General features: G+C 41.0%; 12 protein-coding genes. 6 read left to right on the top strand and 6 right to left on the bottom strand.

Translation table 11 applies throughout. From position 1 onward, the window contains the following. The first annotated feature begins 5 nt into the window (after positions 1 to 5). Positions 6 to 866 (top strand): co-chaperone DjlA, encoded by an 861-nt coding sequence (djlA, locus tag PAT01_RS08370; RefSeq protein ID WP_029773301.1) that lies wholly within the window; start codon positions 6 to 8, stop codon positions 864 to 866. Here djlA and PAT01_RS08365 read toward each other — a convergent pair. From PAT01_RS08365 to rapA, 3 genes are all read right to left on the bottom strand, one after another. Then, positions 849 to 1,805 (bottom strand): DUF3530 family protein, encoded by a 957-nt coding sequence (locus tag PAT01_RS08365; protein WP_154945318.1) that lies wholly within the window; start codon positions 1,803 to 1,805, stop codon positions 849 to 851. The genes djlA and PAT01_RS08365 overlap by 18 nt on opposite strands. Before the next feature lie 81 nt (positions 1,806 to 1,886). Continuing rightward, entirely contained in the window at positions 1,887 to 2,540 is a 654-nt protein-coding gene (rluA, locus tag PAT01_RS08360; protein WP_095206678.1) for a bifunctional tRNA pseudouridine(32) synthase/23S rRNA pseudouridine(746) synthase RluA, read from the bottom strand. Positions 2,541 to 3,074: 534 nt separating this feature from the next. Further along, the gene (gene rapA, locus PAT01_RS08345) at positions 3,075 to 5,969 is read right to left on the bottom strand and encodes an RNA polymerase-associated protein RapA (RefSeq protein ID WP_055254909.1); all 2,895 of its coding nucleotides are present in this window, start codon (positions 5,967 to 5,969) and stop codon (positions 3,075 to 3,077) included. A gap of 306 nt (positions 5,970 to 6,275) precedes the next feature. On the opposite strand from rapA, the gene PAT01_RS08340 reads away from it, so the two are divergent. From PAT01_RS08340 to PAT01_RS08330, 3 genes are all read left to right on the top strand, one after another. After that, a complete protein-coding gene (locus PAT01_RS08340) occupies positions 6,276 to 7,673 on the top strand; it encodes a PhoH family protein (protein ID WP_004585867.1) in 1,398 nt (465 codons plus the stop codon). 66 nt (positions 7,674 to 7,739) lie between these two features. Further along, complete coding sequence (locus PAT01_RS08335) at positions 7,740 to 11,531, top strand: PAS domain-containing hybrid sensor histidine kinase/response regulator (protein WP_154945317.1); 3,792 nt, start codon at positions 7,740 to 7,742, stop codon at positions 11,529 to 11,531. Then, the gene (locus tag PAT01_RS08330; protein ID WP_024031527.1) at positions 11,515 to 12,420 is read left to right on the top strand and encodes a diguanylate cyclase; all 906 of its coding nucleotides are present in this window, start codon (positions 11,515 to 11,517) and stop codon (positions 12,418 to 12,420) included. Before PAT01_RS08335 ends, PAT01_RS08330 begins: the two co-directional genes overlap by 17 nt. 92 nt (positions 12,421 to 12,512) lie before the next feature. Here the strand turns inward: PAT01_RS08330 and PAT01_RS08325 are convergent, their stop codons facing one another. Together PAT01_RS08325 and PAT01_RS08320 are read right to left on the bottom strand one after the other, a co-directional pair. Continuing rightward, positions 12,513 to 12,893 carry a DUF3192 domain-containing protein gene (locus PAT01_RS08325; RefSeq protein ID WP_004585870.1) on the bottom strand — a complete coding sequence of 127 codons (381 nt, stop codon included), beginning with the start codon at positions 12,891 to 12,893 and terminating at the stop codon, positions 12,513 to 12,515. Between the two features lie 295 nt (positions 12,894 to 13,188). After that, positions 13,189 to 14,133 carry a D-2-hydroxyacid dehydrogenase gene (locus PAT01_RS08320; RefSeq protein WP_154945316.1) on the bottom strand — a complete coding sequence of 315 codons (945 nt, stop codon included), beginning with the start codon at positions 14,131 to 14,133 and terminating at the stop codon, positions 13,189 to 13,191. 428 nt (positions 14,134 to 14,561) lie between these two features. Between PAT01_RS08320 and PAT01_RS08315 the strand changes: the two genes are divergently transcribed. Together PAT01_RS08315 and PAT01_RS08310 are read left to right on the top strand one after the other, a co-directional pair. After that, the gene (locus PAT01_RS08315) at positions 14,562 to 15,701 is read left to right on the top strand and encodes a 1-acyl-sn-glycerol-3-phosphate acyltransferase (RefSeq protein WP_029774392.1); all 1,140 of its coding nucleotides are present in this window, start codon (positions 14,562 to 14,564) and stop codon (positions 15,699 to 15,701) included. Between the two features lie 108 nt (positions 15,702 to 15,809). After that, positions 15,810 to 16,055: a DUF1289 domain-containing protein gene (locus PAT01_RS08310; RefSeq protein ID WP_004586824.1), complete on the top strand. Its 246-nt coding sequence runs from the start codon at positions 15,810 to 15,812 to the stop codon at positions 16,053 to 16,055. Between the two features lie 15 nt (positions 16,056 to 16,070). Here the strand turns inward: PAT01_RS08310 and PAT01_RS08305 are convergent, their stop codons facing one another. Next, positions 16,071 to 16,769, bottom strand: a complete 699-nt coding sequence (locus PAT01_RS08305; RefSeq protein ID WP_138577994.1) for a substrate-binding periplasmic protein — start codon at positions 16,767 to 16,769, stop codon at positions 16,071 to 16,073. Between the last annotated feature and the right edge of the window lie 91 nt (positions 16,770 to 16,860).

Here is a 16,860-nt window from a genome sequence, read left to right as displayed (position 1 = left end):
ATTAGATGTGGGGAAAAATACTCGGTTTTTGTTTTGGCTTTATGTTTGGCAAAATTTTTGGCGCCATTTTAGGTTTATACCTCGGCCATTTATTTGATAAAAGCTTAAAAAACGATTTTGATAAAGCCGGGGGCTTTTCAGGTTTGTTTAAAGGTGATGATGTAAACGAGCGCCAAGCGTTGTTTTTTTCGAGCTGCTTTGCGGTTATGGGGCATATTGCAAAGTCGAACGGTCGCGTAAGCGAGGTGCATATAAAAGCGGCAAGTATGTTTATGGATGAAATGGGGCTAAAGGGCGATGAGCGCCGCGAAGCTCAGCATGCATTTCAATCAGGTAAAGACAGCGACTTTTCGATTAAAGAAACAGTACATGACTTTAAAGAACGCTTTGCAAAACGTTACGACTTACTGCAACTGTTTTTAGAAATTCAAATTCAAATGGCGTTTTCTGATGGCGTGCTCGCAGAGCAAGAAAAACAGCTGTTACAAGAGGTAAGTAAGCAATTAGGTATTTCTAAAACCCATTTTGCTTTTATTCTTAAGCGTTACCAAGCTGAATTTAGTTTTAGACAGCAGCAACAACAGTATAGGCAACAGCAGCAAGGTCAAAGTAGCAGTTACCGTGAAGGTTCTGGTCATCATGTGCCCCCTAATAACAGCATGAACCGCTCACAGGCCTTGGCTTTATTAGGATTAAGTAGTGACGCGACGCAACGAGATATTAAAGTAGCGTATCGTAAATTAATGGCGCAGCATCACCCTGATAAATTAGTATCTCAAGGGCTACCTAAACACATGATGGAAGTAGCAGTTAAAAAAAGCCAAGATATTCAAGCGGCTTACGAGTATTTAAAAAAGGCGGCGTAAAAAACCGTCTATCACTTTAGTTAACCGTGCATGCTGCTCTGGCGCATCGCGCAGGCCAAAGAGTTGGCGCTGGCGGTAATCAAATTTAGCATTTCGATTTACCCAGCGCTGGCGGTTTTTAAGGCTCATAAGTATATCGGTATTGTCATTTGCATAGTAAATATCAAGCAAGGCGGGGGTCACCAGCGATGTGGTTTGCGCTAAACCTTTATTGCGCTGTGTATTAGGTAAATAACTACTTAAGCTTATAAACGCATCTATTCGCGAGTCAGGAAAATCGGCATAGTATTCTAGCAATACTCCCGCACTGGTACCTTGTGCTATGACGACAATATTATTTGGCTCACTCATTGCGTTTTGATAGAGCGCCTCATAACGCATTATTAAATTAGTTTTATAACTGCTTAGTACCTCGTTACTCACCAAATCAATGGCATTAACAAAGTGTGGCTCTTGAGCCGTTGTAACAGCACCGTCGCTGTTACTTTGCGCCGTTTTTGTTGGCTCTTCATTTTGCGCTTGCGTACTTGATTGCGTGCTTGATTGGGTATCTGCTTGTGAAGCCATTTTACTTGCTTGCCAATCTATATCGGGTACTGTCATGGCGTAGGTTGTGTAACCTAAATTAGTAAGCTCTTTTCGCAGGTAACTCATGCCAGCATTGCTGGTGGGGGTAGAATTCCAATCAGGGATGAGTAATACAATACCTCTAAAATCGCGGCTCATGTATTCGCTATACAAACTTAAAAATTCTGTATCACCAGCAAGTATGGGTTTAACTTCATCATTGGGTAGTAGACGTTTTATATCGCTATTTTCGATACTTGATAAAGAAGGTGGGGCTATATGCTCTGCAGCACTGGCATATGCGCTTAAGCATAACGCAGAGCAACAACATACACTTTGTAGCGTTTTTTTGATTAGCTGCGCAGATATCATAGTAAGCCCAAAACGTGAGTAATAACTAAGTATCGGCGCGCTAAGGTAAAAGTTTAGTACTAACTTTGCGGGCTTTATCTATTAAAAGTCGGGCTCTACCTCAAAGGTCAGTACTTGCTCGGTCGCGGGGTGTTTTAGTTGCAACATTTGCGCATGTAGTTGTAAACGTGGCGCCGCGGCTAGGGCCTCTTTATGGGCATAAAGTCTATCGCCCAGTATTGGGTGGCCAAGGCTTAGCATGTGCACGCGTAATTGGTGCGAGCGCCCCGTAATTGGCGTGAGCTCTACACGTGTTGCGCCCGCTTCTCGTGCAAGTATTTTAAAGTGGGTTAGCGAGGGCTTACCGTTTTCATAATCAACCATTTGCTTAGGACGATTAGGCCAATCACATATAAGTGGCAAATCAACCGATCCGGTATCTTGCTCAAGTTGGCCGTAAACACGTGCAATATAGCGTTTTGCAGTTTCACGTTCTTGAAACTGCATACTTAAATGCCTATGAGCTGCCTTATTCATTGCAAGGCAAAGTATGCCTGACGTTGCCATATCTAGGCGGTGCACTATTTTAGCTGTAGGAAAAACACGGTTAACGCGATTAATTAAGCTATCGGCATGTTTTGGATCTTTACCTGGGACGGTTAAAAGTTCGCTGGGTTTATTAACGATGAGCAAGTCGTCATCTTGGTGCAGTATTGTTAAATACGGACTCATTGGGGGATTGTAATTAACTAACACGGCCGACCTCAGTAATTTTGCAGGGCGCTATTTTAGGGGAGCGAGAGCAAAGGCTCAAGGAAAAGATAAAAGTTTAATTGCGTATTTTTCATGCTGGAGTAAAACTGCACCAGCTTAAAGTTATAGGAACACATTATGGCAAGGCAAAGTATTTCACTTACTGAACAGAATGATTTATGGCTTCGTAATTACGTTGAAAACGTGGGGGGATTACACAAATAAAAGTGAATTGGTGAATGATTTAATTCGCCGTGCAAGAAGAGCAGAAGCAATAAATGGTAAGCTTGCTAACTCAGAAAAAAGCGGTTTTAGTGATCAATCGACGTGCCGTTTGTGGCTCAGACAGCATCTATTATAGAGTTACAGAAATAGATATTGAAATAATGGCTATACTAGGTGGCTAAGATACTGATGAGTAATTGTAGAGGTGAATGTAAAAAGCACGGCCTGTAAACCGTGCTTTTTGAAGTGTAGTTTAGTTAAATATTGATCTAACTAACGGCTGATAGCTATAAACTAAACGCTCAAAAACCTTTAGTGTGAAACTACGATTAAGCGTATCGCATCAAGTTTTAACTGGGCTTTTTCTATATGCGTTGTCAGCTCGCTGCGCTGCTTATCGAAGAAGGTAATTTCTTCTTGGCGAATATTAGGGTTAATTTGCTTAAGCGCTTCAAGGCGAGCTTGTTCTTCACCTAAGGTGCTTTGCATTTTTTCAAGTGACGCACTGCGTATAACCTCAAGCTGTTGCTGAGCCATGTCTTTTGCGGTGTTGATCATTGGGTGAACCGCACCTTGTAAAGCGCCTGCTAATTTACTTGCAGTTTGACGACCAACGGCTGAAAGCTGTTGGTTAAAGCTATCAAACGCCACGTTTTCGCCGAGGTTATTACTGGCTTTATCAAGTAATATGCGAATAGGCGTTGGCGGTAAAAAGCGACCTACTTGCAGGGCTTTTGGTGCCATAGCTTCGGCTACAAATATTAGCTCAACAAAAAAGGTACCTGGTGGTAATTTTTTGTTTTTAAGTAAAGCAACAGAGGCACTACCAAAGTCATCATCACAAATCATGTCCATTGTGCCTTGCACCATAGGATGATCCCAGCTAATAAAATGTACGTCTTCTTGCGAAAGGGCGGTATCGCGGTCAAAGGTAACCGTCATGCCATCTTCTTTTAAGCTTGGGAACGATGCACTTAGCATATGCTCTGTTGGCTTTAAAATAATGGTGTTTTCGCCTTTGTCTTCTTGGCTTACTCCAAATGTGTCGAATACGTTGATCATGTAACTTGGTAACTCAAATTGGTTATCAAGTGCTTCAATTTCTTCAACCAATGAATCGGCAGCGCCTTGGCCAGATGAATGCAGCTCTAATAAACGGTCACGGCCACTTTCCATTTGTTTGCGTAGCACGGCATTTTGCTTTGCTACTTGCTCAAGTAGAGGGTCGAGCTCTTCTTCATCACAATTATGGGCAGCAATGTAATCAAGTAGGTCTTCACTAAATTCTTTATACAATAGCTGGCCAGTGGTAGATGTGCTTTCAAATGCATCAAGGCCTTCGTTGTACCAACGCAGTAATACTTCTTGCGCTGTATTTTCAAAATACGGCACATGAATATTAACATCTTTTGTTTGCCCAATACGGTCTAATCGGCCGATACGTTGTTCAAGTAAGTCAGGGTTTAGTGGTAAATCAAATAACACTAAGTGATGCGAGAACTGGAAGTTACGTCCTTCTGAGCCAATCTCTGAACACAGCAGTATTTGTGCATTGTCGTATTCATCGGCAAAAAAAGCTGCTGCGCGGTCGCGCTCTATAATCGACATGCCCTCGTGGAACACAGATGCTTTTATTGCTTCACGCTCACGCAAAATTTGCTCAAGGCTAATAGCGGTTTCGGCTTTGGCACAAATAAGCAGTACTTTTTCGTGCTTTAGGGTTTTAAGTGTTTCGATTAACCAATCTACACGTGGATCAAATGCGCCCCAGCTTGCACTTTCACCTTCAAACTCTTGAAATATTTTTTCTGGAAACAGCGCGCGTTGTGCGCTTAGCTCTGCACTTTGTATACCGCTCATGCTGCCAAGTACTGACATTGCTGTTTTATATTGCTTTGGCAGTGCCATTGGGTAAGCATGTAATTTACGGCTTGGGTAGCCATCAATTCCGCTGCGGCTGTTTCTAAACAAAATACGACCTGTGCCGTGGCGATCAAGCAGCATGTTAAGTATTTCTTTACGCGCCGGTAAATCACCTTGCTGAGCTTTTTCAAGCACATCGGTAATATCGGTTTCTTTTAATAGCTCAATGAGTGTGGCTTTGGCTGTATCATCAAGGGCTTGTGCTTGCAGTAGCTGATTTGCCGCTTCGGCAACGTCTTTGTAATTAGCTTCTTCTTCTTTGAATACGTCGTAGTCGTAAAATCTATCTGGGTCGAGCAATTGTAAGCGGGCAAAGTGGCTACGGTGACCAAGTTGATCAGGCGTTGCTGTTAATAGAATAAGACCCGGAATATCTTGGCTAAGCTCAGCCATGCGCTGATATTCGGTGCTCGGCTTACCATTGTTAATACTCAGGTGGTGCGCTTCATCAACAACTAATAAATCCCAATCAGCAAGTGTTGCTTGTTCAAACCAGCGTTTTTTCTTGGTTAAAAACTCAAGGCTGGTAAGCACTAGCTGCTCGGTATCAAATACGTTTGGCGAGTCTGCAAAGGCTTCGTCGCAGCGCTCTTCATCAAAAATAGAAAAACGTAAATTAAAGCGGCGTAGCATTTCTACTAACCATTGGTGCTGCAGGTTTTCTGGCACCACAATGAGTACACGGCTAGCACGGCCACTAATGATTTGTTGGTGTAAAATCATGCCGGCTTCGATGGTTTTACCAAGGCCTACTTCATCTGAGAGCAGTACACGTGGGGCAAAACGTTTACCTACTTCTTGTGCAATATAAAGCTGATGCGGAATAAGGTTAGCGCGCTGGCCAATTAAGCCTTTAATAGGCGATTGCTGGCGCTCAAATTGGTGTTGCCATGTTTGGTAACGTAAGGTGTAGCGATCAAAGCGATCTACTTGGCCTGCAAATAAACGATCTTGCGGTTTATTAAATTTAATAAAATGATCTAAAAAGGTTTCTTTTAGCTTTGCTTCTTCGCCGGTATCAACGCGAGTACCTACGTAGCAAAGTAGTTCACCTTGCACTTCAATAGACTCTACTTCTAATTCCCATTCTTCAACGCTTTTGATCACATCACCTGGATTAAATGCCACACGGGTAACCGGTGCTTCTGCACTAGAATAAACACGGTTTTCACCACTGGCAGGAAATAAAATGCTGACCTGGCGGCCTTCAATGGCAACTACGGTGCCTAATCCTAAATCTGACTCTGTATCACTGATCCAACGCTGACCTAAGGAAAAATTCATGTATGTCTCGTCTATGAAGAAAAAGGCGGCTATGTTACCTGTTACATAACACCACTGCAAGGCGCTATTTGACTCACTTTTAATTAATTTTATAAGTGCGAATTAATCCCATTAACAGTGCTAACAAATGGCTCTTTTTTAGGTAAATAAAAACTATATCGTGTTTGTAATAAAACGGACTTTTATGACAAATAGACTAAACTTAGATTATGCCTTAGCAATTAAGTATTGCAGGTTTGAATTTAGGCCCGTTTTACTTAATTATTTTGGTATAGCATAAAAATCATAAAACGTAAGGAAAGTGCTATGGAAAAAGCTTCGAACCTTGAAAGTAAAATGTATGTGCTAGACACCAATGTATTACTCCACGAACCCCTCGCTTATTTGTCTTTCCAAGAACATAACGTTGTCATTCCCATGACTGTTTTAGAAGAGCTTGACCACATTAAAGATAGAAAACACGACGTAAGCCGTGATGCACGAGTGGCTATTCGCGGCTTAGATGAGGTACTAAAAGACGCAACTCCTGAGCAAATGTTGCAGGGTGTTGCACTGCCTAGCAATAAAAAGGCAAATGCCAATTCCACCGGCACGCTCATTATTGTTAATGATCATCTTTTTGCAGATTCTATTTCTGGTTTACCGGGGGATGAAAACGACCACCGTATTATTAACTGCGCCGTGTATTTACAAAAACAGCACAGCGATTCAAAAATTGTATTGGTGACAAAAGATATAAACATGCGCCTTAAAGCAAAAGGTGCAGGCCTTAAATATGTTGAAGATTACCGTACCGACCAACTAATTGATGATATTGCTTTATTAACTAGCGGCTATAAAAAAATAGAGGGCGATTTTTGGCAGCACGTAGGGCAATGCGAAACACAGCAGCACGGCCGTGATACGTTTCATTATGTGGCTAAAAACTTAATTCCAGATGTGTTTTGCAATGAGTACATACTTGATGGCAGCGAGCACTTTGCTGCGCGGGTCAAATCTTACGATAACGAGCGTATTAAATTAAAAGATATTAGTGTTGAGCGTTTAATGCATCAGCAAGCGTGGGGCGTAAAACCTAAAAATATTTACCAAGGTATGGCACTCGACGCCTTGCTTGACCCTAGTATTGAGCTGGTTATTTTAACCGGCCCAGCTGGGTGCGGTAAAACATTACTGGCACTGGCCAGTGCGCTTGAAATGGTGATTGAACGTGGTATTTACGACAAGGTCATTGTAACGCGTAATACCCCAGAAATAGCTGAGTCTATCGGTTTTTTACCCGGTACCGAAGAAGAAAAAATGGCGCCGTGGTTAGCTGCAATTACCGACACCTTAGAGGTACTACACAAAGGAGACGAGAACCCAATTTCGAGTCGCAATTACATAATGGAAAAAGCCAATGTACAGTTTAAATCGGTGAACTTTATGCGTGGGCGTAGTATTCAAAATGCAGTGGTAATTTTGGATGAGAGCCAAAACTTAACGGCATCTCAGCTTAAAACTATTATTACCCGTTGTGGCGAGGGAACAAAACTAATTTGTAGCGGTAATTTAGCGCAAATAGACAGCAATTACTTAACCCCCGTTACCTCCGGCCTTACTTATATTGTTGAGCGTTTTAAAGACTTTGAAGGCAGTGCAACAGTTAATTTAAACGGGGTAGTGCGCAGCCGTTTAGCCTCCTTTGCAGAAGAAAATTTATAACTTGCGCAGAACAATTTGGCTCGATAGTCTAGTGGCTGACTATCGGGCCAAAACTTAGGCAAAACGTTGAAATTTTTACCTCTAAAAGACTATTACCGCTCTTTATTTGTAGCATTATTTGTTCCCTTATTTGTGGCATTTTTACTGTGTTTGCACTTGTATAATATAAAAGTTGAGCGCGCCATAGAAAAACGTCAAGCCGATTTTGAGCAAGTGTCGGCTCAAGTTAGCCATATAATGAGCTCGGTAAATGACTTTTTTGACAATGCCTTTATATCGTATCAGCAGCCTAGTGTTGAGCAGTTCAATCGCAACTTACTAGAAGGTATTAATCAATACGACAATTACTACTACCGCCACTTTAGCGAGCGCCAAGGCGAAATAGTCGGTAAAGGGCAGTTTGCTTTTTCTAACCGTGCGTTGATCCAATGGCAGCAAGCTACAACCCTAAGCCCAACGTTTAATACCGCGTTATCGCTTATGCAATCGTTATCGGCCGTTGCCTATGTTGATGATTCGGGGTTTGCCTATGTGGTAAGGCGTAATAAAAGCCAAAGCACTATGCTTAATAAAATTTTAAATGGTAATTTTAAGCCCACATTTATACCTGGCCAGCTTACCTCAAGCGCCATTGTTAAAATACGCGATAGCGCTTATTTTGCTATTGGCCGTAAAAAACAACCTAATTCGTCAGACTACATCATTTTAATATACGATTTAGAGGCCATGTCTAGCTGGCTTAAAAAGGTGGCACCAAGCGAAGGCGAATATGTGTTTATGAACCAGTCGCATCAAGTGATAGCCAGCTCTGTTAAGCAGTTAAATGAAGCAACAGCCTTAAAAGATTATTGGCCTGAATTAGCCCATAACAATGAAAAAATAAACTTAGTTAATAACAAAAATGCGCAGTTTTTTATGCAAGCAATGGGGAACCTGCCCATTCATGCCGCCTTTTATGAGCCGCAAATAAAAGTGATCACGCCAATTAGGTATGAAGTTCTTTTGGAGTTTGCGTTTTTAACGTTATTTTTAAGCTTAATGTTTGCGGTATTTTTTTGGTTAAGCCAACGTATTTTTGTTAGACCTATGACTCATTTAATGCAATATTTTGAACAAAATGAGGCCCCTAAAGCCGCGCTTTCTAATTACCCCATTCCTTTAAATTGGCAGCCTTGGTTTTCTCGCGTTAAATATGTATTTGATAAAAATGCACAGTTAGTTGAGTCGCTCCAAGAGGCTAATAAAGAACTTGATGAGCAGTTACAGCTGCAATCTCAAAAGCTAAAACGCAGCTACGAAGCAAAAGAGCGACACCTAGCGCTATTAAATACTATGCTAAATAGTGTGCCTGATCTTATTTACTTTAAAAATATTGATGGCTCTTTTTTAGGCTGTAATAAAGCATTTGAAGCCTATGTAGGCAAAGAGCAAGCCATCCTAGTAGGTAAGCGTATTGAAGATTTAGACAGCGACGATTTACAGTTAAGCCTACTAGAAAAGCAAGTTTTACAAACCAAAAGTAGTATTGAGCAACGCATAGATAGCACCGACAAATCGTATCAATTAACGATTGCCCCATTTTATAACGAGCACCAGCACTTATTAGGCACTATGGGAATTGGGCGAGACATTACTGAGCAGCAGCAAACTCTATCGGCGTTAAAAGCGTCAGAATCTAAATTTAGAAGTGCAATAGAGTTTGCAGCAAACAGTGTGGTGTTACTTTCGCTTGAGCACACCATATTGCAAGTTAACAAAGCGGCTCGTAAGTTATTTTCACAGCAAGATATTTTAACTGGTGAGCCACTAAAAATGCTGTTTGATGAGGCGCAGTGGCAAGAAATAAAAAATGCGCTTTGTCACTTATTAGATGATAAAAAACGGGTTTATCATTTAACGCTCTCACAAGGAAAACTAACAAGTTGGCTGCAGCTGAGTGTGTCGCTGGTGTGGGATGAAAGCCGTGATCCCTCTTATTATGTTATTCATATTCAAGATGTAAGTGCGCTGACTAAAGCTAAGCATGACGCAGAACGCGCAACAATAGCTAAAAGCCGCTTTATTGCTAATCTAAGCCATGAGATCCGCACCCCTCTTAACGCTGTGTTAGGGCTGTTAGATATGATAGTAGAGCAAGGCTTAAAAAATAAGCAGCTGCAACAAACTAAGCAGGCTAAAAACGCAGCACAAAGCTTATTATTAATGCTAAACAGAATGCTCGATTTTGCCCGTGTAGAAAGTGCGCAAGCGCAAATTAAACCGGTGCCTTTTTGCTTAGTTGAACTGATTGATATTTGTGAGAGCTTAACAGCGCCATTGTGCCAAAACAAAGGGTTAAGCTTTAATATTGAAATAGATCCACTCATTAACCCCGCGCTGGTGGGGGATTCAATACGTTTGCAACAAATATTAGGTAACTTACTTACCAATGCCGTTAAGTTTACTAATAAAGGCAGTATTACCTTAAAAATGGCGCTTGAAGAAAATGACGTTTTAGATCAGCAACGTATTTGTTTTCACGTAATAGACAGTGGTGTAGGTATTGCTAAAGCTGACCAACGACGACTGTTTGATGCTTTTACTCAAGGCGATGAATCCTCTACGCGTATTCACCAAGGGGTCGGGCTTGGACTTGCTATAGTTAAACATGGTGTAGCCTTAATGGGCGGCGAAATTGCAATTAATAGTGACAAAGGTCGTGGATGTGAGTTTTTCTTTACTCTAGCGCTTGCGGTAGATACGGCTAAAAATAGTGTATTTATACCTAATACATTAGCCATTGTCAGCGATGACACTGTACAGCTAAACGAAGTGGTTAATGCCTACTCACAAGTGGTAGCTATTGATTTAGAAGAGGCGCTTCGCTACCCAATAAAGCTTGCTGATGCACAGCAACTGATTATTGATGAAACCACATTGAACGATTTATTAAAGGTTGAATCTATACACGAAACGCTCAGTGGCAACTCATACCCTGTGGTTGTGGTGAATCACGAACACACTTTAGCATTGCCTTGTACTACGCAAATTAACGCACAACATGTTAAAGCTACGGCGTTAGCTCAGCGCTTGATTAGCTTAAATGCTAATGCGGGGGCGGAGCCACCTAAAGCCGCTGAAAATAATGAAGAAGTAAAAAAAGATATATCGGGTCTACTTATTATGGCGGTTGATGATAACCCGCTTAATTTAGACATTATTAGCAGTGTGCTAAAACAGGCCCATATAAATGTAATAACGGTTACCAATGCGCCAGATGCAATAGAGCTGCTACAAATATTAAAACCAGATTTAATTTTGATGGACGTGCAAATGCCGCATATTGATGGTTGCCAAGCAACGCAATTGATTCGCCAACAGTTTGACGCGCGCCAGCTGCCTATTTTCGCTTTAACAGCACATTGTGAACCTGCAGATGTTGAGCGCTCACTTAGTAGCGGCATGAATAAGCATTTGACTAAACCTGTGGTTGCAACTGTGCTGTTAGATGCAATTAGAGACGTAGACTTTATAAAACCTAAGTTTTATGACCAAAGCTTTGCGCTCACCCAGTTTAATTTTGATGAAAATTTACTGGCAACCATGGTCGGAAAGTTTGCCAAGCTGTGTGAAACGCAGTTAGAACAAATTGAAGAAAACACCCAGCGAGATGAAGTGGTACGCTTAGTGCATAGCATTAAAGGCGTGGCGGGTAACTTAGGTTTTATTAGGCTTTCATTGTGTGCAAAACAATGTGAAACGCACCTTAAAACAACTAACGAGCCGCTTCAGCACACTTTAAAAGAGCTAATCATTCAGCTAAAGCAAGTGATTATATTTATTGAAACCTTAGGGGGACGGGATGTCGAAAAAAGCTAAAATACTGATTGTGGATGATGATCCCCTTAACCGGCTGGTGCTTGAAAAAACACTGGGCACGGAGCATGACGTATTTTTAGTCGAAAGCGGCGAAAAAGCGCTCACCTTTATTAAATCTAATCAGGTCGATTTAATTATTTTAGATGTGGTGATGCCAGGCATTGATGGTTATGAAGTGCTTGTACAGCTTAAAGAAAACCCTATTACTCAGTCTATTCCTATTGTGTTTATATCGGCTAATAATAGCCACACCGATGAAGCAAAAGGACTTGAATTAGGTGCAATGGATTACATCACTAAACCCTTTAATGCGTCTATAGTCAAAGTGCGGGTACGCAACCAATTACTGATCAAGCAAAAAAATGATTTGTTAGAAATGCTTGCCTCAATTGATGGTTTAACGGAAATACCCAACAGGCGTTATTTAGATGAAAACCTCTCTCGTGAATGGCGCAGAAGTAAACGTAATGGCTCGTGTTTGTCTGTTTTATTAATGGATATAGATCACTTTAAGCGTTACAACGATTGCTATGGCCACCGAGCGGGGGATGAGTGTTTAAAGCAGGTTGCCCAGGCGTTAGCAGCGCAATGTGAGCGTAGTACTGACTTTATTGCCCGCTACGGGGGGGAAGAATTTGCAGCGGTATTACCCGATGTTAATAAACAACAGGCATTAGCATTTGCCCAAAAGTTAAGAAAAGCAGTAAACAGCCTCAATATAGAGCACAAAGCTTCGTTAAATGCAGATCACATAACAATCAGTATTGGCATTGCTAGTATGGAAAACGGCAATGCAAGTGCCGAACAAGCCTTGCTTGAACAAGCTGACCTAGGGCTATATGCCGCAAAAGATGCAGGGCGCGATCAGGTGGTTGCGCTTAACTTATAATGTGGCTGTGTTTATATTAAAGCGTTATTTAAATCGGCCCCACACGTTAATGTTATTACCTAGCGGGGCGACTTTACGCTACTAACGCGTTGTTATTTTGTGATCATGCCCAGCGCGCTTTCACCAATACCTACCAATTTATCATTTTTAAATACCAATGGCGTGCATTCATCTTTTGTTGTTTTGCCATCAGAGTGAATGCTGTTAGTCACGTAAAACAGTACCTGATACACATCATCGTCTTTTTTCAATAGCTCAGTGAAGTTTGGCGTTTTTAATTGCGCTAAAACAGATTGGTAGCTGCTATCCATTGTTAAATCTGCAATCGCTTCACGGTTTTTTTTATGCTGATGTTGCCAGCTTGATGAGTCGTTACCTGCCCAGTGCGTTTCTGCTTCGCCATCTGACACGGCAATAACACAGCCTGTTAAAAACGGAGCAATAAGAGCAGCAGCTAAAAGTGATTTTTTCATTGTTATAGTCCTTGATGAGTTTTAATTTAATTATTTACTTATCAGGAGCAAGTAATAGGCCAATATAACAAAGTTATAAAATTCATAGGGTTAGATTGTGGTGGCTATTTTTAAGTGATTAATTATAAAAATCATTAGCAAAAACAGCCACTTTTTAGGTTTTTTAACGATTAAGCTAGCCTGCGTTTATTTAGCATAGCGAAAACACGTTACAGCTATTTACTAAATAGAATAAGGCACTTTGAGGCAGGTAAAACCTAGCCTCAATGCGGCTAATTATTATTGCAAATTGTTATTATACCAAGCGGTTACGAGACTCGCCGTTAGTAAAGGCTGCAATATTTAGGCTTACCTCATTAATTAAGCGTACGATTGACTCTGTGCTGGCCCATGCAATGTGAGGTGTAAGAAGCAAGTTTTCGCCTGTGTAATTAGCCAGCGGGTTAGAAGGCTCTGCCGGCTCTTTAGTAAGTACATCCACACCCGCACCGGCAATTAAATTTTGCTCTAGGGCTGTGACTAAGTCGGCTTCATTTATAATGCCACCACGGGCGGTATTGATAATAATACTGCTGGGTTTCATCATTTTTAGCTCATCTAACGAAATTAAATCACGTGTTTCATCAGTAAGCGGGCAGTGCACGCTAATTATATCAGCGGTTTCTAATACTTCTTCAAAAGGTGTACGGCCTTCTCTACAAGAGGCGCCTTTACGCTCTGCAACCACTACATTGGCTCCAAAAGCTTGCGCTACTGTCGCCACACCTTTACCTAGCGTTCCGCCGCCTATAATGGCAAATGTTTTACCTTGTAAATCATTAAAGCTGTAATCTAATCTGCAAAACATCTCGCTTTTTTGCCAAGCGCCTTGCTGGCAGTCGCGCTGGTAGCGGTGTGTATTACCTAATAAATTAGTCACTAACGAAAACGTGTGCTGTACAACCGAAGGGGTTGAGTAGCCTGCTACATTGGTAACGGCAATACCAAATTCTTCAGCGGCGTTTAAATCAACATTATTAGTGCCTGTTGCACTTACGCAAATAAGCTTAAGCGTTTTAAGTTGGCTTATCGTATCGCGATTTAGCACAACCTTGTTGGTAATAAGGACGTCCGCGCCTTGGCTGTGAGCAACAACTTGCTCAGGTGACGTAAGTTCGTAAGTAGTTAGCTCACCTAGTTCTTCAATGCAAGTTAACGAGGTTTTAGCTAAAGTAGCGTTATCGAGAATGGTGATTTTCATTGTGTGTCCTATCTAAATGCGTACCGTAAAATGGCAGAGCGTTTAAGGTACTACGAATACACACCTTTGTTAATGCTATTACTACCAAATGCTTAGTACAAAAAGTCAGGTTGCTGATAAAAGTTTAAATTGGCTGGTCTGCCCACTCAAATATAAATAACATGATATTTTAGCGGGCTATATCGCTGGGGCCTGTTTATTTTTTGAGGTTGAACTCACTTTCCTTTGAAAGGTCAACAAGCCTTATTAACGTTGATAAAACTAAAAAACAATGCACCAACCCCTTTTTGTGTGGTCATAGACTGAAATGGCTCGCAAATAAGCATAACCAAATGGCTATTTCTTATTTAAGAGTGGCTGAGTTATAATCAAAATTATATATAAACGGTACGTTTTGCGTGCCGTTTTTTAACATTGTAGATGCAGTAATGAGTGAATTAGAAGATAAGTACGCAGACATAAGACCTTACAACGACGATGAAGTTGCGGCCTCGCTAGCGCGTTTAATTAACGATAATGCGTTTATAGATGTAATAGCAAAGTACAACTTACCGCGCTTTATATCCGCTATGCCTTTTATTGCTCGTACACTGGTGAGAAGCCAGTTACGAAAAAAATGGGGTAAATTTACGAGCGTTGAAGATGTACAAAACGAAGTTGCAAAGTATTTAGATAAACTTATAAAACGCACTACCTCAAAAGTTACCTTTTCGGGTTTAGACAAATTAGACCCGCAGCAGGCGTATTTATTTATATCAAACCACCGCGACATAGTGCTGGACCCTGCACTTGTTAATTGGGGTTTGTATCAACATAAAATGAAGACGGTGCGTATAGCAATTGGTGATAACTTATTGCAAATACCGTATATAACCGAGCTGATGCGCTTAAATAAAAGCTTTATCGTTAAGCGCTCAGCCAAAGCACCTAAAGAGATGCTTAAGGCGCTTACGCAGTTGTCGTCGTATATTTATGACTCGTTAACAGCAGGAAATTCTATTTGGATTGCGCAAAAAGAAGGGCGTGCAAAAGACGGCTTTGATCAAACAGATCCGGCACTTTTAAAAATGCTGCAACTTAATGGTCGTAAACAAAAGAAAGAATTTGGCGAGTACATTAAAGAGTTAAAAATTGTTCCGGTGTCTATTTCCTATCAGTATGAGCCTTGTGCAATTTCTAAAGCAAAAGAGCTTTATCATAAACAGCAGCACGGTGAATACGTAAAATCAGCAGGCGAAGACATAGCAAGTATTGTTGAAGGATTTAGCTCTGCTAAAGGGCATGTACACTTAGCATTTGGACAACCGGTTGAAAGCGGCTGCGATGATGCTGATGAGCTGGCGCAAACAATTGATAAGCACATTGTTGAGTCTTTTTACTTACACCCAGGAAATTACATTGCCGGTGGGTGCAAGCAAGCAGTTATTGATGAGCCCGATACCGCCACTTTTGAGCAGCGTTTAGCCTTAGTGCCAGAAGAGCTAAAGCCACTTGTTTTAGCTATGTATGCAAAGCCATTTCAACGCAAAACTGAAATCACAAACAAAGTATGTGAGCAAAGCCATTAGGCATCTGCGTTGGCAAATAGCGTAATAAAGCAGCGTAAACGCTGCTTTTTTTTTGTGCATAAATAACGCTATACTCATACAAAGCAATTAATCTACTTAGGGGGCGCAATGCAACAAATTGAAATATTTGATATTCCAAGCCCCTGTAAAAGTATTTGCCAAGTAAACAACCGAGGTTATTGCAAAGGCTGCTACCGAAGCCGGGATGAGCGCTTTAATTGGAACGCGTTAAGTAATGCGCAAAAAAAGAAAGTACTTAGCTTGTGCCAACAACGTTACAAACGGTATTTACAAAAACGCCAAGCTGCGCAATCACAAGCCACTTTAGATAAACAACAAGGCTTTGAATTTTAAACCTTGCTGTACATGCTAGAGTTTTAAATTGTATTTTGCGCGCAATGCGCGACTAGTGCCGTTATCGTGTAGTTTATTTAAAGCATTCAATAATTTACTTACCAAAGCCGCGTGCTTTTTATGTACATAGTGATAGAGCGAAAATGTACTTAGCAGCTGGGTTTGCATACAGGTCTCTGGCAGGGAAAAGTTATCGGCTTTAAGCACAAAGTCGAGCATAATTACCCCATCAACTTTATGCTGGGCTAGTAGGTTAAGTTGGGTCGTAATATTTTTTACTTCAATAATATTGCCGTTAAACTTATGCTCATTTAAGTAATGGTGTTGAACTGGATAGCCTGATAAAACCGCAATACTATCGAGCTTATCGAGTGTATTGGGTTGGCAGTTTTTAAACAGTAAAAGCTTATAGTCAAACAGTGGGTAGTTAATTCTGATCAGGTTTTTATTGTCCGCCTCTATACTCATATCGCGGCCAAGCTGGCCATCTAACACCCCATTATTGGCTGCTAATAAGGCATTTTGGCGATTAAAATCAATTATGTGTACTTCATAATTAAGTTCTTTATAGGCTAATGTGAGTAAAGCGAGCGCATAGCTTGCTTGAGCTGAGTCGGCCGGGCGGTTAAATATAACGCTATTGTGATTGGCGAGTGTAATTTTACTAAAAAATAAAACGACTAATAAAAACAAAGCATTGAGCTGTATCTGCAAGGTTACTTCCGTTTAAAATGAGGACAGGGCAAATGATCGCAGCGAATAATACCAAAATAGTCTGGTTTTTGCCCATGTTTGTTGCTTTTTA

The sequence above is a fragment of the Pseudoalteromonas atlantica genome, assembly GCA_007988745.1.
Taxonomy (GTDB): Bacteria; Pseudomonadota; Gammaproteobacteria; order Enterobacterales; family Alteromonadaceae; genus Pseudoalteromonas; species Pseudoalteromonas atlantica.
This window is presented reverse-complemented; position numbering and strand designations above follow the sequence as displayed.